The sequence below is a fragment of the Microcoleus sp. M2_D5 genome (assembly GCF_036701935.1).
Classification (GTDB): domain Bacteria; phylum Cyanobacteriota; class Cyanobacteriia; order Cyanobacteriales; family Microcoleaceae; genus Microcoleus.
Genome location: NZ_JAUBRP010000011.1, coordinates 63354 through 87300 on the forward strand (window position 1 = coordinate 63354; position 23947 = coordinate 87300).

Here is a 23947-nt window from a genome sequence, read left to right on the forward strand (position 1 = left end):
CAGCCCAATGTGCCATCCGGTCGCGCCGCGCTACTAATTGACTCTTGAGCGATCGAGGTGCAAAATACGCATTTTAAGGAGCAAATAATGCAGCCAGAACAGCGTCAGCGAGCAATTGGGGCGTTTGAAGAGTTTTTGAGGGCGCCGCTTGAGGAACGATTGCAACACCAGCAGAGTCGAGTTGCCGAAGCCGGGGCGATCGCGCTTTTTCAAAATGTCGCTGCCACAGTACCAGCTTACCAGACTTTCCTAGCTGAACATAACATCAATCCCGCCTCAATTCAAACCTTTGAAGACTTCCAAAAATTGCCGCTAATTACCAAAGAGAATTATTTACGCTGTCACCCGCTACCTCAGTTGTGCTACCAGGGCAAATTAGAAACTTGCGATTTCATTGCTGTTTCATCTGGTTCGACAGGAAAGCCGACATTTTGGCCGCGTTTTATCAGCGACGAGTTGCAAATTGCCGCTCGTTTTGAACAAATATTTCACGACAGTTTTTACGCCGACAATCGCTCAACTTTAGCTGTGATTTGCTTTGCGTTGGGGACTTGGGTTGGGGGAATGTACACGGCAAATTGCTGCCGCTATCTGGCGAGTAAGGGTTATCCCGTTACAGTTGTGACGCCTGGGAATAATAAGACTGAAATATTCCGAGTTGTTCAGGAACTTGGGAACCATTTTGAGCAAGTAGTTTTGTTGGGATATCCGCCATTTATCAAGGATGTGATTGATAGCGGAATTGCTGGGGGTGTGGAGTGGGAAAAATATCGAATTAAGATGGTGTTTGCGGGGGAAGTGTTTAGCGAAGAATGGCGGAGTTTGGTGAGCGATCGCACTAATTCTGACAATCTATATTACAACTCTGCGAGCCTTTACGGTACGGCAGATGCGGGCGTTTTGGGCAACGAGACACCGCTGAGTATTTGCATCCGCCGCTTTTTAGCAAACAATCCCGAAGCTTCCCGCAATTTATTCGGGGAATCGCGGTTGCCAACGCTGGTGCAGTACGATCCGAAAAGCCGCTTTTTTGAAGTGAATAATGACGGCACGCTGTTATTTTCTGGCGACAACGGCATCCCGCTAATACGCTATCACATCTCGGATAACGGCGGTTTAATTTCTTACGAAGCAATGCTCAATTTTTTGGCTGAATGGGGATTTAACCCCGTGGCAAGTTTGCAGCAAGCAGCAGGTATGAAAGTTTCTGATTTCCCCAGAGGAATTCGCTGCTTGCCCTTTGTCTATGTATTTGGGCGATCCTCTTCGAGGGCTTCGCTAACGCACTTTACCGTTTCCTACTTTGGTGCGAACATTTACCCAGAAAATGTCACCGTAGGTTTAGAAGTTCCCACCATTCGGGAATGGGTGACGGGAAAATTTGTACTGCAAGTCAAGGAAAATGCCGATCGAAATCGGTTTTTATCGGTGGTTGTGGAATTAGCAGCGGGGGTGGAGGGCGACGAGGAGATGAAACAGGCGATCGCATCTTCAATTCTCGCGCAATTGCGGCGGCTAAACAGCGAATTTGCTAATTACGTGCCGCCCGAATATCAGTTACCTGTCGTGACATTAACGGAGATGGGCAATGCGGAGTATTTTCCGATTGGGGTGAAGCACCGATACACGCGGCAATAAGTAGTTTGAATTGATGAACTCTCAGTTTTCAAAAGTCTTGTGTTATTCTATAATTAGGGTGACATTTGATGGTTCAGCTTAGAATATGCCAGCAAAAGACATCTACCACAATAATGTCAGAACAGCCCTGGAAAAAGACGGGTGGACGATAACAAACGATCCGCTAACCCTAGAAATTGGCGATCGTTCGCTCTACGTCGATTTGGGTGCAGAAAAAATACTTGCTGCCGAAAAGCAAGGTCGCAAAATTGCTGTAGAAGTAAAAAGTTTTTTGAGTATTTCACCCGTTCATGACTTAGAAGAAGCTTTGGGACAGTATATTGTCTACGAAGATATCCTAGAGCTTTCGGAACCAGAACGTAATATATATCTGGCTGTTCGGGAAGAAGTTTATCTAGATATTTTCTCTGAGCCACTGGGGCAACTTTTGTTGCGAAAAAAAAGACTAAAATTAATTGTTTTTGATTCATCAAAGGAGATAATTGTCAGATGGATAGACTAGATGAATATCGCCAAATTGTTCGCACTGTTTTAGAGAGTTATGCCAGGATTCCTACCAGTTACGGACAAGTTAAGAACAGCATTATTGTTGATAGCGAACAAAACAATTTTTTATTGATGCACGAAGGCTGGCAAGGGCCTCAAAGAATTCACGGGTGTATCGTTCATGTGGAAATTATCGACGGCAAAATCTGGATTCAACACGATGGTATAGAAACGGGAATTACCTCAGAACTTGTAGAATTAGGAGTGCCTAAAGACAAGATAGTTTTAGGGTTTCATCCGTATCACGTTCGGCAACATACGGGATATGCGATCGCCTAAACCAGCTTACAAGACAGGAAACAGGTTTTCATATCTCTTCTCTGCATCTGCGTGAATCAGCGTCAATCCATTGTCATCTGCGGTTAACAAATTCTCTTTTTTTTTACCGCAGATGAGGGCAGATAAACACAGATTAACGCAGATGAATTAGCCGGAATTGATCTAATTAGTCTTTAACTATTAGCAATTATCGTTTTATTAGCCGTCAGTTTGTCTGAGAGCCGCCAGAATTTCCGGTCGTTTCATGCGCGCGTAGCCCCGCACTTTCCTGTCTTTGCCGATCGCCTTCAACCCTCTCAGCGAAAGACTTTCGTAGTCATCCTCTGGGGACTGGGACGGAAACGGCAACTCCAACTGCAACTGCGGCAACTGAGGTTTCTGCTGTGCTTTCGACTGCTTCTTCGGCTGCGTTTTTGACTGCTTCTTCGGCGGTGCATCGGGCTGTATTTCTGAGTGAGTCGCTGCGGCTCCCAGTTGGCGGCGGAGCGTTTCAATTTGATTTTTTAGGTCATTTTCTACGTCTTCAATGGCGTCGGAAACAAACTGATTAATTGTTTGGACTGTGCGTTCTAATTTGATTGACAGCAGTTTTTCCAGTTCATCCAACTGTCTCAAAGCGGCTTCAAGATTCACTTCAGAAATAACAGCAGATGTTTGCGAACGGTTGCTGCTAGATTGTTCAATTTTTTTAGCCATTTTATCTACCTTTTCATGAAATGCTTTTTCCACTTGTTCGAGCAAATGCTTAATCTGTTCTATTTGGTTAAGCTCAAAGTTCTGCTCACTTAGAGCTTTTACGTGCTTTTTTAGCAGGTCTTCATTTTTTTTTACAGATAGTTCTATTTTTTTTGTTAGACTATCTACCTTTTTTTGAAATGATTGCTCAAATTGTTGGAGTATAGTCTCAATTTGTGCTGTTTTATGAGTGGGTTGCGGAGCTAAATGTTCCATTTCAGCTTGAGCAACAGCTACCTCCTCGTCGGTCATTTCAAATACCCACGCCCACATTTGCTCGATGCCGAGTTCTTTAGCAACAATACACCAATCTGAGCCGCAGACCACTTCATATTCTTCTTCGTTGCTGTAAGCTTCTGTAGGGCGTACAATTAAAGGAATCAAGTTGCTGCCTTGCTCGATTAGACTTCTCCTGAGAGCTTCGCGGCGTTCGCGAGGAATTTCGCCCCGATGAGGTTCTGGTACTGCTATTTGGGAAGTGTAAATCTGACTGTGACTAATGGGCTTAATCCGCAAATATTCAACTATTCGGTTTTGATCGGACGATCGATCCATCTTGTTACAAGTCCCCTTTTGTCATTAAAATCTGGTTTGTAGGTATTTATGTATATCTACGCGGCTTCCCGTGGGGTGACATCCCTGGCGATGGCGTCGGGCCCTCGCCCGTGCTACGGCAAAAGTTACTGCAATTCCTAAAAAAAGCGACTGTGAAGAGTTTAACTGCCTGCGGGACAACAATGATCCACTGCTTTACTCATCTTTACTTTTTTTGGCGTAGAGACTCACGGAGTCAAAGTTGCCAGTAGCCGCAGGAGTTGCGAGTTATGAGTATTTTTGCCACTTGTCAATTATTTTAATCATTGTTTTGTCGGTTAACCCTTTAACACGTTCCACCACATTTGCAAATGAGACAAACGGCCGCGCATCTCGCTCTTTGAGTATTATTTGGATTACTGGAAGCTTCAATCCAGCATCTTTCAAATTAGCCGACAGTTGATTTTTCTCTAAAGTATTGAGTGCTTCCAACAGCGACATTGATTCGGAAGCTACGTTTCCAAGTTCTGGTATCCTCTCTACCACCACTTGTTTTTCTGGTGGCGACTCGGATTTCAACTCATTAATTCTGTTTGCCAACCCAACTTCAACTAACAGAGGTACTTGTTGTAAGATTCGGTTTTCAATTTCTTGTATACTCTGCGCTAAAACTTGTTGTTCGCGGGCGTAGTCGGCTTTTAATTCATTGATTTGAATTGCAAACAAGGCTTGAATATTCGTTAGTCGCTGTTCAAAACTAGATGAATCTTCGGTAGTTTCATTTTCACCTAAATGAGGGACTTCGACCAAAGAAACCGGGTTTTTTAGGGAATCTGCGGGCGGCGACGAAGTATTTTCCTCAAAAAACCCGGTTTCGGGGTTCTCAACTAAATTTTCAGTTTTGGCTGATTTCCTCAGCGCTTGAACTTGCTCTAAAAGCAGTCCTTCATTTTCTGGTTCAAGAATAAATGCTCCGATTGTCTCGCCTTTCATAGGGTTGATTTCCCTGGCTTTCGCAGCAGCGTAGTATTCAAAGTCTCCGTCTACTATCTCGTAGGCATCCATACCGTTGCGGCGGAGAATTATGGGGTTGATCAATCCTCCTAATTCTAAAATCAGTTGCGCCAGTTTCTCCAAATCCGGCTCTGCAAAATTGGAACGGGGCACTGCGGATGTAATTTTTTTAACTGCAACCAGTGACGGAGATAATTTTTTCATTAGTTTTTACCTATTTTTTCCAAAACTTCGAGTGCTAGCATTTCAAATTCTTGGGATGCGATAGAATCAGGCTTAAAGTCTAGCACTGAAATCGGATCGGCGATTTCCATATTTCCCACGATTTGAAATTGTTCTGCACACTTTGCTAAATCGTCTCTCTCGTAAATTACGCTGTCCATGATTTCAAAGCCGTAGCGTTTGGGAATTGCCTCCCTCCGCTTGGGCAAACTGTACTGTACAAATTTAGCATTAGTTGAAATTTTGCAAGGGAGGACGCCTAAAACTTCTAGTGGTTTCTTGCCAATTTGTTTTTTGAATCCGTTAACTTTTTTGATAAAGTCCTTGACATTAATCAGTCCTTGATTGGCAAAAGGTTTTAAGTCAGAAGGAATAATTAAATAATCCGCCGCAATTAGAGCAACTCTCGCATAAAAATTCAAAGATGGCGGCGTATCGATCAGTACAAGATCGTATTTATCCTGTACTTCTGCTAGTTTCTGAATTAAAATCATTCGGCTGTAATCTAGTTGATTGAGTTCCGTTTCATATTGCATTAAATCAATATGGGAAGGAATCACATCAATTTCGGGATGGCAAAAATTAGACTTGCGAGCTACTTCTGCGATGGAGAAAAAGTCTTCAGATTGCAAAACTTGAAGAATATTATTATCTTTCAAATCGTCTTGTTCTTCATCCTCAAATTTAACTAAACCTGTCGCAAAGGTTGTATTCGCTTGACTATCTAAGTCTATCACCAAGACTCTCTTACCTTTCTTGCTCAGCGCTGCTGCTAAATTGACTACTGTTGTAGTTTTGCCAACGCCGCCTTTGTTATGGTAAACTGCAATGATTTTCATAGTATTTTGAGTTTTTTGGGTAACGGTTACATCGGATTTAACTTGAGGCTTAACTGGATTATTTTCAGCTATTTGTTCCGGTTCAGAGATTTGACTTGGCTCAGGTTCTGCGGCGCCGGGATTGTTTTGCTGTACTGGGACTTCGCTAATTAACTCAGGGCTAACCAAATTAATTTTATTATCTTCCAGTTCTAGATGATCGGGAGTTTTTATAGGTTTTAAAGTATTTCTGCCAATTAAAGCTATGATTTCCTCAATTCGAGTTTCTACGTCTTTTCCAGCACACTTAAAGACTAGCTGAATATCATCGGCGATTCTTGCATAAATTCTAATTTCTTTACCGTTAGTTATGAGTCCGTAGCGGATGCTCAAGCTTGTTAAATAGCGAGTGAGTTTTCGCAGGTGGCGGTCTAAATTTTCCTTGGGATGTTTAGCCTCCATGACTACACTCATCGGTGAGTCTGCATCGACTACTATGGGGATAACTTGGGTGGCAAATGAGAGGAAGTCTAGACGAATATTCCCAAATGCGATTTCTTGATGCCAAGTGTCGGGCGTATAGCCTAGTTTTGGTAGCAGATAGCTGACAATGAGTTTGCTTTCTACTTCGCTTTCGTTGCGACAGTTATTGGGATTGAAAGTCATTCGATTTTAGATTTTAGATTTTAGATTTTAGATTGGGAATGACTGATTTAATAATGGTAGGGATTGTGATAAGCTGTTGCGCGTTTAAATTGCATATTGGGGACGGGTTCGCGTGCCCATCCCACAATAATTTGAGTAATTTTTGACACACAATTTAAATGGAGAACAGCTTATTGACAGTAGGGTACGTATTCCTCACCTTACAAAGCCTACGGGTTGTAATATCGAAAAACCCGGTTGTGTTTGACAAACCGGGTTTTTCTGGCATTTATCGCGTTTAAAACTTATTTGGTTTTAGCGTTAAATTCCTGCAATGTTTGATAGCCGCCAGCGGGATTGTACAAGTGACAGTTGTCGGCAATCCGCTTCATTAAAGACCAAGAAAATTCTGTTTCGTAGAGATTATCTTGCCAATTTTCCTTTAAGCTGCTGTGGGCGAGGCGCAAATTGTACCAGGGAATAGCAGTTGAAAGGTGGTGGGGAACGTGGACGTTAATGTCGTGGCACAGAAACTCTACCCAGCGGGGATAATCGCAGTGAACTGTTCCCGATAGTTGCGCTTGGGCTTCGTTCCATTCTTCGGGTTCTTTAAATGAAATGTCTGGTGCTGTGTGGTGGACGATCGTAAAAGTGCTCATCCAGAAATGGTAAACCAGCCAGGGCATCAACCAAAATTTGACAAATCCCCAAATGCCTGTGGTTGCTATTAAAAGCGGAAATCCGATCGCAGCACCGATTAAAACCACTAACACAGAAAACCGGACTTGTTCTTGTTTCTGTTGACCTTTGAACCGCCACCACATAAAGTGTACTTTTGCCCAGTGGGCGATCGAGCCGATCCACCACATCCGACCAAATATTAAACTATAAGCTATTTGTAAAGCCTTGGGCGCGGCAGCGTAGTCTGCTGCTGTCATCGGCTGCCAAGCATTATCTTCGCCAATTTTATTGGTGTGCTTGTGGTGGTAATTGTGTCCGTGCCGCCATGCGTGAAACGGATAAATTAACGGCAGAAAAGCAATATGTCCGACTAAATCGTTTACCCAGCGGCGGTTAGCAAATGACCGGTGCCCGCAGTCGTGGCCGATCACAAAAAAACCGGTTAATCCGGTGCCTGTGAAAATCCACATTAGAGGCAGTAGATACCAAGGCGATACTGCTATGCCCCAGTAACCGACAGCAACTAAAAGAACGTTGACGATTACTTTTGTCCAAGCTTTGCGGGGGTTTTTGACGAATACTTCCCGCGGCAGGGTTTTGAGAATATCTTTCAGGCGCAGGTTGGAAGTGTCACTTGCGGATGTCAAATTTAGTGGTTTTTCGATCGATGCTGTCATAAACTGATTTCGATTCTCCGTATGCCATGAGCATGGCTTAACAAAATTAGCGCATAAAAAAGCGCAGTAAAAGGTCAGCTCGTTGCCAGCAAGCAGCAGACGAGTTGAGCTGTAGGCAAGCGCGTTTTAGCAAATGCTAGCGATCGCTATCCGCAGTTAGGAATTTCTAGCACTTTGGGCAAAAAACACTGCGGGTAGCAAAACATTCGTTTTTATAACACAGGGGCAGGACAATTAGCATTAGGCGCTGTTGTCTGCTAATTGGTCTTGCTGCCAGAAATCGGATCGAGAGCCGGCAAGCCAACGAGCGACCGTTGCTGTTTGAGGCTTTGCACTTCCAGCAGCAAGGATTCGATTTCTGCTTGCAAGTGCAGGAACTTAACTTGCTGATCTGCTTGGTAGGGGCACTTCACCAAATCTACTTTGCGGGCAAAACTGGTCGATAGGGTAGAAGAACTAGCCATTTCGGGGTTGCTCGCGGTAACTTGAGGCCGGGAAAGAGTGGATGAATTATTTGACATTAGTAATTGGGTAGACATATCTACACATTCACACCATTAAGTTACTTTAACCTGAACCGATCGTATTAAACATCAAATTAACCGATCGAGCTAAAATTAGTGTAAATTTTAGTGTAAATTCCTTAGCCATTGCCTAAAACCATTGACATCGTGACCCTGATTCTACCTGCTACTGACTCTGCTGCTAACTCCGCTGCCCGCGCAGCCGAGCCGAAACCCTACGGCTGGCCCGGCTTGATCGAAGCTTATCGCCCCTACCTGCCGGTGACGGAAACCACACCGGTAGTGACCCTCCAAGAAGGCAATACTCCCCTGATTCCAGCACCTGCGATCGCCTCTCTCATCGGTAGAGACGTGCGCGTCTTGGTGAAATACGACGGCCTCAACCCCACTGGTAGCTTCAAAGACCGGGGGATGACAATGGCGATTTCCAAGGCGAAGGAAGCTGGTGCCGAAGCTGTAATTTGCGCCAGTACCGGCAATACTTCGGCCGCCGCCGCCGCCTACGCCAGACGCGGGGGGATGCGAGCTTTCGTGTTGATTCCCGAAGGTTACGTGGCTTTGGGCAAGCTGGCGCAAGCTTTGCTTTATGGTGCGGAAGTCATTTCGATTGGGGGAAATTTCGATCGGGCCTTAGAAATTGTCCGCGAAATGGCCGTTAACTACCCCGTAACATTGGTAAATTCGGTGAATCCTTACCGATTGGAAGGCCAGAAAACCGGAGCTTTTGAAGTGGTGGACGCTTTAGGCGACGCCCCCGACTGGCTGTGCATTCCCGTAGGAAATGCGGGAAACATCACAGCATACTGGATGGGTTTTTGTCAATACCACCAAGCCAAAAAATCTTCGCGCTTGCCGCAGATGATGGGATTTCAAGCCGCCGGGGCTGCGCCTTTGGTAACGGGCTCACCGGTATCGCACCCAGAAACCCTGGCGACGGCAATTCGGATCGGCAACCCTGCTAGCTGGAAACAGGCGATCTCCGCTTCCGAAGCCAGCCGCGGCAGTTTTGCAGCAGTCACCGACGCCGAAATTCTCGACGCTTACCGTTTGTTAGCATCACAGGAAGGAATTTTCTGCGAACCGGCGAGTGCAGCTTCTGTGGCCGGTTTGCTGAAGGTAAAAGACCAAGTTCCGACTGGGGCGACGGTAGTTTGCGTGCTGACTGGTAACGGTTTGAAAGACCCGGATACCGCAATTAATCACAGCAACAATCAATTTAAAAGTGGCATTGCTCCGAGTTTGGATGCGGTAGCTGGGGCGATGGGATTTTAAGAAGTTAGTTGGCAGTTGTCAGTTGTCAGTTGTGTTCTTTGTGTCCTCTGTGGTTCATTTAAACTAAGATATTGCACCGGCGGTCAACAACCTGTAGGGGCGGGTTCACCAACAATATCTAACAAGTACCAACAATCTGAATAAACCCGCCCCCACCCAACAGTAAATCGCAATCTACCTCTTTTAAGATACAAGGGACTGCTTACTCAATAGCTTTCAAGGATACCAAAAGACTAAAAAACCCGCCCCCACCCCGCGCGAAAGTCCTCGATTGATATTGTTGTAAGATATCAGTTTAAATTCACATCTTGCACCAATATAAGAAACAGGCTTTTCGGCCTGTTCCACAAAATATAAATTTTCTCGCTTCACAGGCCGGAAAGCCTGTTCATAAAAGGCTAATTGAGAATGGTGCAACATCTCAGTATCAATAAACTCCTGTGAACTCACTTTTTTATCAATAAACTCAGCGAGACAATTTTGTCATTATATTATGACTAGCCCTACTGCAACCCTGTTAATTTCCTGTCCCGATCGCAAAGGACTCGTCGCCTTACTTGCCAATTTTATCGCGTCCCATAACGGCAATATCATCCACGCGGATCACCATACAGATTTTACCGCGGGATTATTTCTGAGCCGGCTAGAATGGCAATTAGATGATTTTGACTTAACCACCGAACAAATAACACCTGCTTTTAGTGAAATAGCCAAGGACTTACAAGCCAATTGGCAATTGCATTTCTCTCATAAAATTCGACGCATCGCAATCTGGGTCAGCCGTCAAGATCACTGTTTATTAGACTTGATTTGGCGACAAAAATCTCAAGAAATCAGAGGTGAAATTCCGCTGATAATCAGCAATCATGAAAATTTAAAGCCCATTGCCGCACAATACGGTATCGACTTTGAGTATATTCCCATTACTAAAGACAATAAAGCTATGCAAGAAGCACAACAGTTAGAACTTCTTAAAAAATATAAAATTGATTTAGTAGTTTTGGCTAAATATATGCAAATTTTGAGTCAAGACTTTATCAGAAAATTTCCCAATCTGATTAATATTCACCATTCATTTTTACCCGCATTTGTGGGTGCAAATCCCTACGAAAGGGCTTATGAAAGAGGGGTAAAAATTATCGGTGCAACAGCCCACTATGTTACACCCGATTTAGATGCTGGCCCGATTGTTGAACAAGATGTTGTGCGCGTCAGTCACCGCGATGAAGTCTCTGATTTGATTCGCAAAGGTAAAGATTTAGAAAGAGTTGTTTTAGCAAGGGCGGTGCGATATCATTTGCAAAATCGTGTTTTAGTTTATGGCAATCGGACTGTGGTTTTTGCTTGAAAATTAAACCTCACCCCCATCCCCCAGATCAGCTGATTTAGGGGTATCGGATAATTTATAGCATGATTTTTTCTAATCGTTTGACTAATTGCTAAAAGGCGGTAGTTCAAGTAACTGATTTTTAGAAGGTGGAAGCTGGGCGGGATTTTTGCCTGTTTGGGCGGAAGTTTGGCGGATTTCCAGAGCAGTTTCGCCAGGATTTGCAGTGCGAGTAGGTACTATTTCTAAAGAATATACTGTCTCGGTTTTTGCAGGGGCAGGATTTTGGGCTTTCGTGAGCAAGTCAACGGCATCTCCGAGGGCGCTAGTTAAATTTTTGCTAGTTTCGGCGTGACGGGCTTCTTCTTGTTTGAGGGCTTGAGTGAGTTGTTTAACTTGTTCGATCGCCCGATCGCGCTCTTCGAGAACTTCTGCTAACTTAGCTTTAAGTTCGCCTACTGTTTGCAGTTGTTCGACTTCCTGCTGGCGAGCAACTCCAGCATCGTCGCCTTCGGGCGCAATGGGGGAAAAATTTTGTAATTGCTGTATTTGTGCTTCCAGAGAAGCGATGCTTTGCTGAGTTAATTTAGCATCATTCCGCCGCTGCTCGGCTTCAGTATTGTAGAGTTGGCGCCACTGAGCGGCACTTTCACCAGCCTCATCGCGATCGCGCGAAACTTCTGTTAACTGCTGTTGCAGCCGCTTGATTTCATCTAACCACTGTCTGACATCCTGAGCCATAATATTGATTTTAGATTTTAGATTTTAGATTTTAGATTTTAGATTTTAGATTGGGGAATTGGGAATTGGCAATTGCGAGTTGATAATGGCTTAATTAATTAACGACTTGTGTACCTCATCTTTCGCCCCATTGCCTGTGCGCTATGAACATTTTTTACTGGTTGCGCTACCTGATTTTAGCTTTGTTTAAGGCGCTTTTAAGGCTGCTGAGAGCACTAAAACGGAAATTTCGGGGTTTTTGGCTGTTTTGTCGGTGTTTGACTTGGGGCACTCTCAAGGAAGTCGGCGCTAAGGCGGGAGAGCAGCGCTTGCCGGGGCTGTCTGCGGAAATGGCCTACAATTCTATGCTGGCGCTGTTTCCGGGGCTGTTGGCTATTTTATCTGCGATCGCCCTCTTTGAACCTTTGCAGTCAACACTTTATCAAATCGCCCGTCTTTTGGGCGAAGTTATACCCGATGACGTGCGGAAGTTGATTGGCGGCTTAATCAAAGAAATTCTGTTAACTCGCAGTAAAGGGCTGTTTTCGGTGAGCTTTCTTGGGGCGATTTGGGCATTTTCTGGAGTAATGAGCGCCGCGATGGCTGCACTCGATCGCATCCATGAAATCCCCAGCGCTCGAACTCGACCATTTTGGAAAGCAAAACTTATTTCTTTGGCGCTGAGTGTCGGCACAATTATACTATTGATTCTGGCATCGGGAGTAGTATTTGTCAGCGACTTAATTGTGCAAGCTGTTGCCCGCCAGAGTTGCCTGCTGGAGTCCGTCGCCAATTGCGATTTAAAAAATGTTCAAAATTGCTTGCTCCTCGCCAGCACTTGCCATTTGGAGTCGCAACTGTTAGATGTTTGGCGGCTGTGGCGGTGGCCGATTTCTTTGGGAATTGTATCACTTGCCTTTGCCTTTATTTACCGCTACGGGCCTAGCCGCCGTCAACCAGATATTCCTATTTTGTCGGGAGCTGTTTTTGCAGCTATTTTCTGGGCAATATTTTCAGCTTTATTTCGGTTTTATGTTTTCCATTTGGGCAATTACACTTGGACTTACGGCACGATCGGAACTTTTATTGTGTTGCTGCTGTGGCTCGATATTTCTTCTTTGGTGATGCTGCTAGGCGCTCAGTTGAATGTAACAGTGGGAAAGGCAATGAAACAGTGCCAATTAAAATAATTTGTTATTTGTTATTTGTTATTTGCCGGATGCTGGCTTACCGACGGAGTAAAGTGCTGAGAATACCCGCAACAAAAGACAACAAAATCAGTATCCAAATTACACCACCGGGAATGAATGTCAAGAGGCCAACACCTCTGAGAATCCAAACTAGGAGGGTGAGGCCCAGGATAGTCAAAAAGATACGGGTAGATAGTCGCATTTGAAATCTAGGAGAATTAGTCATGTTGAATGTTAAAGTTTTGTCTGGATCAATGATAGCTGTTTTATTGGCGATCGGCAGTTACCTCACCTTAATTTCCGAGCCAGGTTCCGCTGTTGCGCCTGGGGGTGCAAATAAGCTGGGCGAAACGGCAAAAACTGCTCAAAAAACACCTTCTGCAAGTTTAACAATGGACGATCGCACAATTGGAGCGGCGAAGGTGGGGATGACTTTCGGACAATTGAAAAAGGCTCTGGGTTCCACGGCGCAGTTTAAGGTAGAGTCTCCTTTTATGGTAGACTTTGATGCTGTGGCTGTCAGTCGATCGGGAAAAGTGCAATATCGCATTATCTACGCTGCGGGTACAAAGCTGAAAGATACGGATGTCATTGAACTTTTGATGACTGACAATTCTAATTATAAAACAGTTCAGGGCGTCGGGCCTGGAATGACTCTGAAACAAGCCGAGACCATTTACGGCAAAGCTACTTTATCTTATAATGTTGATAATGAAATGAGAGAAGGGGTTGTATTTGCTAAGCAACCCACTAGAAAGATTATGTTTGTTCCCCAGGCTGAAGGCAAACAATTTGGGGGAGTTTATGGCGCGGGTCAAGGGGGATTTTATCAGACTAACAAGTATCACCCGAATGCTGTAATTAAGTCTGTGATGGTGCGGAAGTAGCCTTCACATCATTCCCAGAAACCGGGTTTCTTCCGAGATATCTCGCCACCCTACCTAAATCATCCGAGAAACCCGGTTTCTTAGCCTAAAATTAAGGATTACCTGTAGTTACTTCCAAATACTCTTGATTGTCAAGATAATCTCTGATATTTTCCAGTATTTGCGTCAAATACTCTACGACTTCTTCCTTCATTTCTAATAGTTCCTCAATAGCCTGATCTTGCCCCACTTCCTCAAAAGACTTAATCCCATGCGCCAAATCATTCCTGTTGCTTTTAACAACTACAAGATTTTGCCCGTTCTTTGTCTTAGTAAAGTCTGTTTGATATGAAAAACCATATTTTTCTGCTATTTCTTTAATCAACCTAGCATCCACATTTCCTGAAAACAGTTCCTCGCGCTCAAATGTAGCTGTGATGATATCTGTAGAGATTTGATTGATTGTTAAATGAATTTTCTGAGGAGAACGGTTTTTCAGATTTTGGAGGACAATCACTTTGATTTTGGGTTTGAGTCGGTCAAAGGAGATTCCTTTATTTTTGAACTCCTGGAATATGGCTTCAATCGCATTTCGCATAGTGGATTCAACTAAGTTATACAGTAACAAAAAACCATTGGCTCTCAGAGTTTTTGCTAACTCAGGATCGAGACTTTGTATTTTGTATGTGCCAGCAGGATCGCATACAGCTAACTTCGTTGTCTGTTTTTCCAAGCTATCCAGAAAAATGAAGTAATCATCCACATCTTTAGCGCGTGTATTAAAGTCGAAGAGTACAGTTTCCATGATTATCCTAGCCGTCGATCGCAGACATATTCAATACACACAACAAATTTTTGATTTCTCAAACTAATACCCAGAGATTTTTGGCTCTATTTCAAATGTATTTACTTTGCTATTAAAATGATTGTAGCCGCTCAAATAAATCTCTTCGGAATTCCTCATTTGCCGTTTTGCTTAGTTGGATTACCCGAAGTGTAGTTCGATTGAAATGCCTCTGACGAGGCATGAGTAAATCACTAAACTTAAATCCATTCAAATGCTCTAATTTTTTCAGTCCACTTAAGGTTAATTCGTTGTTGACAAATCTGGTTAGAGTACGAATGCGTTCTGCACCGTCTACGATCTCTAAACGTGGTTCACCATTTTCATCATCACCGAGATCGGCAACGAATAGATAAGGTATTGGCAGCCCCAAAATTACAGATTCGATAAACTTTGATTGCCTTGCTTCATCCCAAGTCATTTCACGTTGGTAGTCTGGAATAAACAACTTATTAGTATCATCGTCAATTCCTTCCATATATTTTTGAACGAGTATTTCGACTGGATACTGTTTGGTGTCGTAATTAATTTGCTGCCGATTATCGCGAATTTCCATTTCAGCAGCATTTCTGTCTTGAAGCGTAATTTGTTCTAGTTGCGATCGCATATTTTTAAGTAACGAGAAAGTGTTGTGGATACAATCATTTTACCACAGCCCAAGGTTGATAAAGTCCTGTTCGGATAATTTTAGTCTTGAGGCTACCGCAGTGTAAATTCTGATTTGGCACAGAGGGTACGGACGATCGCACTTACTAACAAAAAGTACGCGCGTGCGAAGCTATCCCGTAGGGAATCGCACATCTTTAGTTAACTGAAACCGCCTCAAAAATTACCCTTTATAACGCGCTGGTGACGGGATTGGAAGAGCGGCACAACGCGGATAAACGGTGACTTTCCCCAGTGCGACAAACAATACCTCAAACTTAACTTGAGGTATTGTTTGTCGCAAAAACTGAAAATGCCCGTCTGCATCTGAACGACTGCGGAAGCGGGCAACAATTATCCATTGCTCAGAGGGTAACAAACGGGCGATCGCCCAACAGTGCAAGCGGTCTTTATAAGTCATAATTGAATACACTCCATTGATATTTTTGGAGCCAGAGCCAGCCCGGAACCTTGGACAGTGAGGGGCTGGCTTCTGACGTTTTAAGGCCTGAGCCTTATATACACTAATAACATAATTTGATGCCATTGACATCAAATGACACAAAGATATATCAAATGGTGTTGGAGTGTAAAATTGAAGACAATTGAAGTAAAACCATGCCAGCCCATGCCTTCACGAATGCGAGTTACAGTTACCCTGCCAGAAGACGTTCATCAAGCCTTGTCCGAATGGGCCGAAGAAGAAGATAGAACCCTTGCAAACCTGCTATCCCATGTGGCAGCTAAAGCAGTCAGAGAGCGCCAAGAGCAGAAAAAGGAAGAATCAGAAAGCGATCGCCCTTAAGCCATCATCCCCATCCCATCCGCGTCCCTCCGCGTATATCCGCCTACATCTGCGGTCAAAAAAAGAACCATCGCCTCAAAAAAATAAGGTGGGCCGCAGCCCACCCTACTCAAATTATTTAGCAGTCACCAACTGAGCCGGCAGCCGCTTAAACGCCAACCTTTCATTCTCGATATCCACAAAAATCGTCTCGCCGTCAGCAAAATCTCCCCGCAAAATACCCTTCGCCATTTGCGTTTCCAACTCGCGTTGAATTCCCCGCTTCAGAGGCCGCGCACCGTAAACCGGATCGTAACCAATTTCTGCTAAGAAGTCGATCGCAGATTCCGACAATTTCAGAGACATTTTGCGATCGGCTAACCGTTTTTCCAAACGCTTAACTTGCAACAGCACAATCTGCCGCAATTCCGTCTTGCTCAAACCGTGGAAGATAATCATCTCATCAATCCGGTTCAAGAATTCTGGGCGGAAAGTTCCCCGCATCGCTTCCATCACCCGACTCCGCATTTGTTCGTTATCTCCCGCCACATCTAAGATGTATTGAGAGCCCACATTCGAGGTCATAATAATCACAGAATTCTTAAAGTCTACCGTGTGACCTTGAGCATCGGTAACGCGGCCGTCATCCAGAATTTGCAGCATGATGTTGAATACATCCGGGTGCGCTTTCTCGATTTCATCGAATAGAATCACGGAGTATGGACGGCGGCGCACAGTCTCAGTTAATTGTCCGCCTTCGTCGTAGCCAACGTATCCCGGAGGCGCACCAATTAACCGCGAAACCGCGTGTTTCTCCATGTATTCCGACATATCAATTCGGACGATCGCTTCTTCAGTATCGAACAGATAAGCGGCTAATGCTTTCGCCAACTCAGTTTTGCCAACACCCGTGGGGCCGAGGAAGATAAAACTCGCAACCGGACGATTGGGATCGGCCAAACCTGCGCGCGATCGCTGAATTGCATCTGCAACCGCCGTCACCGCTTCATCCTGTCCGATTACCCGCTTGTGCAGTTCATCTTCCAAGTGCAGAAGTTTCTGCATTTCCGATTCAACCAACTTGCTAATCGGAATTCCCGTCCACTTGGAAATAATCTCGGCAATGTCACCTTCTGTAACTTCTTCCCGCAGCAAAGTTTTACCTGTGGTTTGAGTTGCTGACAGTTGAGATTCAGCTTGTTGCAGTTGTTTTTGCAATTCGGTTAACTTGCTATATTTCAACTCAGCAGCGCGGTTGAGGTCATATTTTAATTCAGCTTGCTGAATTTCAATATTCACCTTGTCAATCTGTTCTTTAATCTTTTGAATGCTGCCGATGACATTTTTTTCAGATTGCCACTGGGCGTTCAAACCGCTTTGCTGTTCCTTGAGGTTGGCTAAGTCTTTTTCCAGTCTTTCCAAGCGTTCGATCGAAGCAGCGTTACTTTCTTTTTGCAGCGACAGTCTTTCCATTTCTAGCTGCAAAATCCTGCGGTCGATTTCGTCTAGTTCTTCCGGCTTGGAGGTAATCTCCATTTTGAGTTTAGCTGCTGCTTCGTCCACTAAGTCAATGGCTTTGTCTGGAAGGAAGCGATCGCTAATATATCGAGTAGACAAAGTAGCCGCCGCCACTAGGGCGCTGTCGGAAATTTTTACCCCGTGGTGAACTTCGTACCGTTCTTTCAAGCCCCGCAAAATCGAGACAGTATCTTCAACTGTCGGTTGGTCAACATAAACTTGTTGAAAACGGCGTTCTAGCGCCGCATCTTTTTCGAGGTATTTGCGGTATTCGTCGAGAGTTGTAGCGCCGATACAGCGCAATTCTCCCCTCGCTAACATCGGTTTTAGCAAGTTGCCGGCATCCATCGATCCTTGCGTCGCACCCGCACCGACAACGGTGTGAATTTCATCGATAAATAAGATGACTTTGCCGTTGCTGTCCATCACTTCTTTGAGCACCGCTTTCAAGCGTTCTTCAAATTCTCCCCGGAATTTTGCACCTGCAATTAAAGCGCCCATATCTAAGCTAATTAATTGTCGGTCTTTGAGAGATTGCGGCACATCTCCGGTGATAATTCGCTGGGCAAGTCCTTCGGCGATCGCAGTTTTTCCTACTCCCGGTTCCCCAATCAGTACGGGGTTGTTTTTGGTGCGGCGGCTCAATATTTGAATCGTGCGGCGAATCTCGTCATCCCTTCCGATTACCGGATCGAGTTTGCCTTGACGCGCTGCTTCTGTCAAATCTCTGCCGTATTTTTCCAGCGCTTCGTATTTGCCTTCTGGATTTTGATCGGTCACTTTGTTCTTCCCCCGAACTTGGGTAATGATATCTTTGAGCTTGGCTTCATCTAGTTTAAATTCTTGCAGTAGATTTTTGCCGAAGCGATCGTCCTTAACGTAACCTAGTATCAAATGCTCGATCGAAATAAATTCATCGCCGTAGTCTTTGCGATAAGTTTCGGCGCGGTCTAGCAGGGTGTCGAGAGAACGACCTAGATAAACGTTGCCGCCGCTTCCAGAGATTTTCGGCTGGCGGCTGATAAACTCATCAGTGCGATCGCGCAATTTTGGTACAGAAACTCCCGCTTTGTTAAACAAGCTGCTAGCGAGTCCCGATTCTTGTTCCAGCAAAGCTTTCATCAAATGTTCGCTTTCTAGCTGCTGCTGCTGACCTGCTTTGACGATTTCGGGAGTGCGCGCGAGGGCTTCCCAGGCTTTTTCAGTAAATTGGTTCGGATTATTCGGTTGCATAAATTTTAATTCCCTGCATTAAAAATGATGGCTGCTGTAGAGGCAATTGCTTGATTCCTCGTATAATTGTCATTGTAGGGAGTGAATGGCGGGCGATCGGATCGGTGTTCCCCTCTCTGTAGATAGGTATTTCCGTCCTTTGTCGCAGTCTCTCGCAGTCAAAAGGCAAAATGTCGCGCCTAAAAGTTGCACTTTGATGAATTACCAAGTTGAGTTTAAGCCGAAAGCGCTCAAAGATTTACAATCTTTGCCAGCGGAGGTACAAAGCCGAGTTTTGACTAAAATTGAGTTGATGCAAAATAATTTGGCGGGGGATGTGAAACGGTTAACAAACTATACGCCAGAATATCGGCTGCGGGTAGGAGATTACCGAGTTTTATTTGAAATTGAGGAAGATGTTTTGATAATCTACCGCGTCAAACATCGAAAAGATGCTTACTCTTAAACGCCTGGAGGAAATATCGATGATTCAGCTACATCCCGAGTTTATTACCAAAAACGGCAAAAAAGAATTTGCAGTGATACCTTACGAAGAATTTGAAGCACTGCAAGAATTAATTGCTGACATGGAAGATTTGATGGATTTGAGGGCTGCCAAAGAGGAAGATGCAAATCAGCCTTCTGTGCCCTTAGCAGAGGTGAAAAGAATGTTAGGATTGCTCAATAATTAATCCGTGTATCAATGTCAAAATTTGCGTTCTTTACTTCTTCCTTCTTTCTTATTCCTTTTGACAAAATGCCTCTTAAACCTGTGTTTCCTGCAACATCGGGGCTACTTGAATCGGCGACATGGGTTCGAGGGGAGTATTTACAGGTGCGAACCTGCAATAACACACAACAATTGTCTCAAAATCACTGCTAGGTAAATCTTCCGAGTAAGTCTGAACTCTGACGACTTCCCAGTCTCCTACTCGGCTGTGGGTGTTCGCAGCGGGAAATTTTGGATCGGCAAACTTTTCTATCCGGTGAAATTCTCGAAATCTATACCCCGGTTGAGGAATTGGTCGGTTAGAAGAGTCGAAGTGTTCGGCCAGAATGTCTGTGAGCATTCCCGTATGCGCTAGCAGTCTGTTTTCTGCACCTTCTTCTTCAGTCAAATCAGCTCTAAAAACGATGTACTTGCCCATTGCTTATTCCTCCTTGTCGTCCATATAGTCGGGAAACTGAGTTTCGCCTTCAAATACGCAATTGTACTTGAGGGTGTCGTCTCCGGTTCTTTCTATTCCTAGTAACTTCCAGCCGTACTTCTCCTGCATCTTCCTACACCGCCAGCGCTCAGTTACGGCGTGCCTAGAGGTGTTGTCTTCTGGATTGGGTTCGGAGCGACCGTTAGTCATTTTCCATTTTCCACTTTCTATTTTACTGATTTATGATTGTACGATCGCCCGTAAGCTGCGCCCTCGAAGAGGAGCGAATTTCACTCTGATATCCTTCATGCCTGCATCACCACCCGTTCCGGGAGACTGACAATAAAAGTTGAACCTTTACCGTCTTCGCTTTCAACGCTAATTTCGCCGCCGAGAATTTGACACAAACGCTGGCTAATTGTCAATCCCAAACCCGTGCCTCCGTATTTGCGGGTAGTCGAAGCATCAGCTTGGGTAAAAGGTTTAAATATCTGCTCTAATTGCTCGTTTGTCATGCCGATGCCGGTGTCGCTGACTCGAAACATTAAAACTTGAGAAGTGTAGCTTGAACCCGATTGAATATCATTATTTTTATTGTGTTTCGCCGGTCTTGATTTTTCAATTTTCATTCTTTCGACGCCGATAGTAATGACGCCTTTTTCGGTAAATTTGGCAGCATTGCTGAGTAAATTGAGGAGAATTTGCCGCACTTTCGGTTGGTCGGCGTACATTGTACCGAGTTCGCCTTTGGTTTTCAGTGCTAAAGAATTGCCTTTTTTTTCTACTAGCGGTTGAGCAGTAGTCATCACTTCTTCAATCATCGTTGCCACGTCGAAGTTTTCCAAATAAAGGGTGACGTGACCGGCTTCTATTTTGGAAATGTCGAGGATGTCGCTAATCATATCCAGCAGGTGTTTGCCTGCTGTTTGAATTTTTTCTAAGTCCGGGAGAAAGTCTTCTGAACCGGAATCTTGAGCATCTTCTTGCAGCATTTCGCTGTAGTTAATGATGGCGTTGAGGGGGGTGCGGAGTTCGTGGCTCATGTTGGCGAGAAATGCACTTTTCGAGCGGTTGGCAGCTTCGGCTGCTACTTTTGCTTCGTGCAATTCTTCTGTGTATTCCGCTACTCTTTGGATCAGTTCGTTGAGGGAAGTTGCTAGCATTCCCACTTCGTCGGAAGTAGTGACGGGTACTTGCAAATCAAAGTTAGATTCTTCTGTGACTCGCTGAGCGATGAGGGTGGTGGCTTCTAAGGAGCGAGCGATCGCCCGGCTGGTGTATGCTGCAAGTACGGCTGCAAGACCAGCGGATACTGCTAGAGAGCCAACGAGAATTAGAGTTCCGAGTTTTTCGGCATTTTCGTAGGTTCTCAATGCCTCGTCTGCTTTCTCGCGAAAGTTGACGGCCAGTTGGGCTGAATCCTCGGAAAACTGTTTGAGTTTCAAAGCAGTTTCGCCCGCCACAAAATTGTTCAAGTTCCGCCCGAAAGCCTGCTGCTGTTGCGGATTCAAAGCAGATAATTTCGCAGCAGCCAACAATTTTTGTACTTGTTGAAAGTATGATTCTACTGTTTTGCCGTTGACTTGAGCGAACTGTTGAAGTTGTTGGTAGTCTTTGGCAATATCGGGATGCTTCGTCGGCGGTAGGGTTTGCAGTTGTTCGAGGATGCCGCTCATCTGAGCCACGCGAGTCAGGAATTCCGATCGTTCGCGATCGAAAATTTGCGGTTTGGCAGTCAGACTCGCGAGCTCTTGCTGCTGAATTCTGACTTCCTGCACCGTGTTGTTGAGGTTTGTCAGGATTTCCGCTTTGTCTCGGTCGATCGCTAGTTTTTCTCTAACTTGCTGTTTGTGATAGGATTCTACTCCCCGTCCCGCCACAGCACCCAAAACGGCAATACCAATGACCAAGGCGTATCCGCAGCCGATTTTCTGCCTGATACCCAAGCGGCCCAACAGACTTTTCAACCCTATTTGAGGACGGTTCTGCAGTTGATTTTTCAAAGCTAAGGTTAAAGACATGGGCAATGTACTCATCACCTTTGAGAGGCACCATCTATATTCTAATTGATGCCTGCCGGAGGGTAAATAAAGTTCTGGCTTCAAACCAGGTTTCGGCAGTTATGGGGCCTGTGCAGGGTTCCACAGCTCGATCGGCTTGACAGTTTGGAGCAGTTATGCGTAAGAAAATCTAGCAGAAGCAAGAAGAAACAGTCAAAGGGAGGGTTTGAGTCATTAAGAACCTACTCACCGTCGGGGGTGGTTGCGAGATAAGTTGCGAGTTATGAGTTAGATTTCTGATTGAAAACCCTACTCTACTCGCAACCTACAACTCTATCCTTGTTCCCCTACTGGCAAAGTCGAAATTGTGCTATCTCAGCAGGAATTCTTGAAGCATTAGGTACGCTAGCACTTGCTGGAACGAAGATTCCCAGGCCGTAACTGCAACCCTCTGCCGTCGTGCATTCCCCAGGCTTAGCACTGATTTGATATTCGCCTTGAGATGGGGGAGTAAAAGAGATTGACGCCAGTTCGCCTGTTTTTTGACTCACAGCGATTTCCTGACCGCTTGCATCCTTGAGAGATAAGTTTAAATCCTGGCAATTTCCGTCGCAAGTGGCAACAAAAACATACTCCACATTAGGATGCAGCGTTGCTCTAAAAGGAGATGAAACTTGCTTGCGAACTTGACCCAGCAACGGCACAAATACTAATTTTTGACCGTTGCCTTTCCGCTGGTCAAATTCTGTTTTCAAGCGACAAACAACCGTTTTTTGGTTGTCCGTCAGTCCTTGAGCAATAGCATTTCCTACGATTGTAGTACCGAGGAGCAGGGCCATGCCGGAAATAACCAGATGTTTGATATTCATTGATGTCCGGTAAAGTTAATTTTGGGTGATTGCAATAGACCGCTTTTGTCAGCAGTCTATTAGTTTATCTGGAGCCTATCACATTTGTTGACTTTTCCGAAAAAACAGATCGGATCAAAGTGCGATCGAACTCATGTCTAGTTTTAGATGAATCTGGTGTCAGCTATCGCCGAAACTCCACAGATTGCACACCGTAGGAGCAGAACCTCGTCTTGATTGTATTCTACTAACGATCGCGAATTAAATAACTTACAATTTTAATTGTTATTGTGGGATGGGCGTCCCGCCCGTCCACTCATGACGGGCTATAAGAGCCCATCCCACTTTCAAGAGTGGAAGTTATTTAATTCTCATTCCTAAATTAGGACGATCGGCATCGGTATCTAGAAACCCGCTATCTGGGCCGATGCGGAGCAGATAAACCTAAGATTTATAGTATAGACGGGGTTTAACAAAACCGGAGTGAGTCCAAGACTGTAAAGGTCTGATATCGGTTCCCAGATTTCACGCCAACAACATAATCCTGTCCCTGTCAATATACAAATCGGTTGAAACTTGTGGATCTACTCGACTAACAAAACTCCGAAGGCAAGAGTTAGCTCGTAATCCTACCATTTTCCTTCTTTTTACCCGATCGCGAAGTCGATCGGCTTTCTTCCCATCATTTATCACTGTTCCGAAATTTCCACGCGGGAACAAACTTAGAGTCTCCCCAAACGCCGCGGCGATTTTTCTTAGCTTCGGCTTCTGCTTGTTCCAGAACACTTGCACTAGGACAATTTTTCAAGTAAGGACGGTAAACCATTGCTAATCCTTCGCGGATCAAAACTTCTTGGGCAAATGTGCCGTTTGGCAAGCGAACTTCGCTAACTTTGCGGCCGTAGCGGTCAGTATCGGTGACGGTCAAAACAACGCGACCGCCCCCTTGCTTGACTAGCTGCTGCATTCTTTGGTGCGCTAGATTTCCCCACTTAAATTGATTTTTCTTTGCTGCTGCTTTGCTATTTTTCTCAGCATTTGTGTGCGCGACTTCCGGTGCATCTATGCAGGCAAAACGCACTTTGATATCTTTCCCGGCGGCATCGCTGGCGACAAGGGTATCGCCGTCGCTGACTCGCTTGACAGCATAGTTATTCGGTGCTAACTTTTGCGGACAACCAAATAGTAGCAATAGCATAGCAACTGCACTTAAGGTTTTTATTTTGGGGAAAATGGCGATTTTAAGTTGGCTCATATTTC

At 44.8% G+C, this 23947-nt stretch carries 26 protein-coding genes; 10 read left to right on the forward strand and 16 right to left on the reverse strand.

From position 1 onward, the window contains the following. The first annotated feature begins 87 nt into the window (after window positions 1–87). The 3 genes from QUA50_RS07120 (at window position 88) to QUA50_RS07130 (ending at window position 2463) form a co-directional block, all read left to right on the forward strand. Window positions 88–1638 (forward strand): phenylacetate--CoA ligase family protein, encoded by a 1551-nt coding sequence (locus QUA50_RS07120; protein ID WP_333261931.1) that lies wholly within the window; start codon window positions 88–90, stop codon window positions 1636–1638. Between the two features lie 85 nt (window positions 1639–1723). Continuing rightward, window positions 1724–2140: a XisH family protein gene (locus tag QUA50_RS07125; protein ID WP_333261928.1), complete on the forward strand. Its 417-nt coding sequence runs from the start codon at window positions 1724–1726 to the stop codon at window positions 2138–2140. Next, window positions 2128–2463, forward strand: a complete 336-nt coding sequence (locus QUA50_RS07130; RefSeq protein ID WP_333261924.1) for a XisI protein — start codon at window positions 2128–2130, stop codon at window positions 2461–2463. Before QUA50_RS07125 ends, QUA50_RS07130 begins: the two co-directional genes overlap by 13 nt. Window positions 2464–2661: 198 nt before the next feature. On the opposite strand, the gene QUA50_RS07135 is transcribed toward QUA50_RS07130, so the two are convergent. The 5 genes from QUA50_RS07135 to QUA50_RS07155 all read right to left on the reverse strand — a co-directional run bounded on the left by QUA50_RS07135 (window position 2662) and on the right by QUA50_RS07155 (window position 8328). Then, entirely contained in the window at window positions 2662–3753 is a 1092-nt protein-coding gene (locus tag QUA50_RS07135; RefSeq protein WP_333261921.1) for a Rho termination factor (modular protein), read from the reverse strand. Window positions 3754–4020: 267 nt separating this feature from the next. Next, window positions 4021–4950 (reverse strand): ParB N-terminal domain-containing protein, encoded by a 930-nt coding sequence (locus QUA50_RS07140; RefSeq protein WP_333261918.1) that lies wholly within the window; start codon window positions 4948–4950, stop codon window positions 4021–4023. After that, on the reverse strand, window positions 4950–6452 hold the full coding sequence (locus QUA50_RS07145; RefSeq protein ID WP_333261915.1) for an AAA family ATPase: 1503 nt from the start codon (window positions 6450–6452) through the stop codon (window positions 4950–4952). The genes QUA50_RS07140 and QUA50_RS07145 overlap by 1 nt, the downstream gene beginning before the upstream one ends. A gap of 284 nt (window positions 6453–6736) precedes the next feature. Further along, entirely contained in the window at window positions 6737–7789 is a 1053-nt protein-coding gene (locus tag QUA50_RS07150) for a fatty acid desaturase (RefSeq protein WP_333261913.1), read from the reverse strand. Between the two features lie 257 nt (window positions 7790–8046). Beyond that, a complete protein-coding gene (locus QUA50_RS07155) occupies window positions 8047–8328 on the reverse strand; it encodes a hypothetical protein (RefSeq protein ID WP_333298710.1) in 282 nt (93 codons plus the stop codon). A 132-nt stretch (window positions 8329–8460) separates the two neighbouring features. Here QUA50_RS07155 and thrC point away from each other — a divergent pair, with 132 nt between their 5' ends. Then, window positions 8461–9585, forward strand: coding sequence for a threonine synthase (gene thrC, locus QUA50_RS07160; RefSeq protein WP_445243149.1), 1125 nt, complete (start codon window positions 8461–8463; stop codon window positions 9583–9585). 216 nt (window positions 9586–9801) lie between these two features. On the opposite strand, the gene QUA50_RS07165 is transcribed toward thrC, so the two are convergent. Next, window positions 9802–10035, reverse strand: a complete 234-nt coding sequence (locus QUA50_RS07165; RefSeq protein ID WP_333298709.1) for a hypothetical protein — start codon at window positions 10033–10035, stop codon at window positions 9802–9804. Window positions 10036–10078: 43 nt separating this feature from the next. Here QUA50_RS07165 and purU point away from each other — a divergent pair, with 43 nt between their 5' ends. Continuing rightward, a complete protein-coding gene (gene purU / locus QUA50_RS07170) occupies window positions 10079–10933 on the forward strand; it encodes a formyltetrahydrofolate deformylase (RefSeq protein WP_333261907.1) in 855 nt (284 codons plus the stop codon). A gap of 84 nt (window positions 10934–11017) precedes the next feature. Here purU and QUA50_RS07175 read toward each other — a convergent pair whose 3' ends face one another. Next, a complete protein-coding gene (locus QUA50_RS07175; protein ID WP_333261905.1) occupies window positions 11018–11653 on the reverse strand; it encodes a hypothetical protein in 636 nt (211 codons plus the stop codon). A 143-nt stretch (window positions 11654–11796) separates the two neighbouring features. On the opposite strand from QUA50_RS07175, the gene QUA50_RS07180 reads away from it, so the two are divergent. Further along, on the forward strand, window positions 11797–12822 hold the full coding sequence (locus tag QUA50_RS07180; protein ID WP_333261902.1) for a YihY/virulence factor BrkB family protein: 1026 nt from the start codon (window positions 11797–11799) through the stop codon (window positions 12820–12822). A 224-nt stretch (window positions 12823–13046) separates the two neighbouring features. Further along, entirely contained in the window at window positions 13047–13709 is a 663-nt protein-coding gene (locus QUA50_RS07185; protein WP_333298707.1) for a hypothetical protein, read from the forward strand. Between the two features lie 91 nt (window positions 13710–13800). Here the strand turns inward: QUA50_RS07185 and QUA50_RS07190 are convergent, their stop codons facing one another. From QUA50_RS07190 to QUA50_RS07200, 3 genes are all read right to left on the reverse strand, one after another. After that, on the reverse strand, window positions 13801–14493 hold the full coding sequence (locus QUA50_RS07190; protein ID WP_333261898.1) for an MAE_28990/MAE_18760 family HEPN-like nuclease: 693 nt from the start codon (window positions 14491–14493) through the stop codon (window positions 13801–13803). Window positions 14494–14605: 112 nt separating this feature from the next. Next, window positions 14606–15139 (reverse strand): DUF262 domain-containing protein, encoded by a 534-nt coding sequence (locus QUA50_RS07195; protein ID WP_333261895.1) that lies wholly within the window; start codon window positions 15137–15139, stop codon window positions 14606–14608. A 222-nt stretch (window positions 15140–15361) separates the two neighbouring features. Continuing rightward, window positions 15362–15598, reverse strand: a complete 237-nt coding sequence (locus QUA50_RS07200; RefSeq protein ID WP_333261892.1) for a hypothetical protein — start codon at window positions 15596–15598, stop codon at window positions 15362–15364. Between the two features lie 207 nt (window positions 15599–15805). Here QUA50_RS07200 and QUA50_RS07205 point away from each other — a divergent pair, with 207 nt between their 5' ends. Continuing rightward, the gene (locus QUA50_RS07205; RefSeq protein WP_333029546.1) at window positions 15806–15982 is read left to right on the forward strand and encodes a ribbon-helix-helix domain-containing protein; all 177 of its coding nucleotides are present in this window, start codon (window positions 15806–15808) and stop codon (window positions 15980–15982) included. Window positions 15983–16096: 114 nt separating this feature from the next. Here QUA50_RS07205 and clpB read toward each other — a convergent pair whose 3' ends face one another. After that, complete coding sequence (clpB, locus tag QUA50_RS07210; protein WP_333261888.1) at window positions 16097–18712, reverse strand: ATP-dependent chaperone ClpB; 2616 nt, start codon at window positions 18710–18712, stop codon at window positions 16097–16099. 196 nt (window positions 18713–18908) lie between these two features. Between clpB and QUA50_RS07215 the strand changes: the two genes are divergently transcribed. Both QUA50_RS07215 and QUA50_RS07220 read left to right on the forward strand, forming a co-directional pair. Then, window positions 18909–19157 (forward strand): type II toxin-antitoxin system RelE/ParE family toxin, encoded by a 249-nt coding sequence (locus QUA50_RS07215; protein ID WP_333298705.1) that lies wholly within the window; start codon window positions 18909–18911, stop codon window positions 19155–19157. Then, the gene (locus QUA50_RS07220; protein WP_333261883.1) at window positions 19144–19383 is read left to right on the forward strand and encodes a type II toxin-antitoxin system prevent-host-death family antitoxin; all 240 of its coding nucleotides are present in this window, start codon (window positions 19144–19146) and stop codon (window positions 19381–19383) included. The genes QUA50_RS07215 and QUA50_RS07220 overlap by 14 nt, the downstream gene beginning before the upstream one ends. A gap of 72 nt (window positions 19384–19455) precedes the next feature. On the opposite strand, the gene QUA50_RS07225 is transcribed toward QUA50_RS07220, so the two are convergent. The 5 genes from QUA50_RS07225 to QUA50_RS07245 form a co-directional block, all read right to left on the reverse strand. Beyond that, window positions 19456–19839 carry a hypothetical protein gene (locus QUA50_RS07225; RefSeq protein ID WP_333261880.1) on the reverse strand — a complete coding sequence of 128 codons (384 nt, stop codon included), beginning with the start codon at window positions 19837–19839 and terminating at the stop codon, window positions 19456–19458. A gap of 3 nt (window positions 19840–19842) precedes the next feature. After that, on the reverse strand, window positions 19843–20049 hold the full coding sequence (locus QUA50_RS07230; protein ID WP_333261877.1) for a hypothetical protein: 207 nt from the start codon (window positions 20047–20049) through the stop codon (window positions 19843–19845). A 95-nt stretch (window positions 20050–20144) separates the two neighbouring features. Continuing rightward, complete coding sequence (locus tag QUA50_RS07235) at window positions 20145–21860, reverse strand: ATP-binding protein (RefSeq protein WP_333261874.1); 1716 nt, start codon at window positions 21858–21860, stop codon at window positions 20145–20147. 326 nt (window positions 21861–22186) lie between these two features. Beyond that, window positions 22187–22708: a hypothetical protein gene (locus tag QUA50_RS07240; protein WP_333261872.1), complete on the reverse strand. Its 522-nt coding sequence runs from the start codon at window positions 22706–22708 to the stop codon at window positions 22187–22189. 661 nt (window positions 22709–23369) lie between these two features. Further along, a complete protein-coding gene (locus QUA50_RS07245) occupies window positions 23370–23942 on the reverse strand; it encodes a thermonuclease family protein (protein ID WP_333261869.1) in 573 nt (190 codons plus the stop codon). Window positions 23943–23947 lie beyond the last annotated feature (5 nt).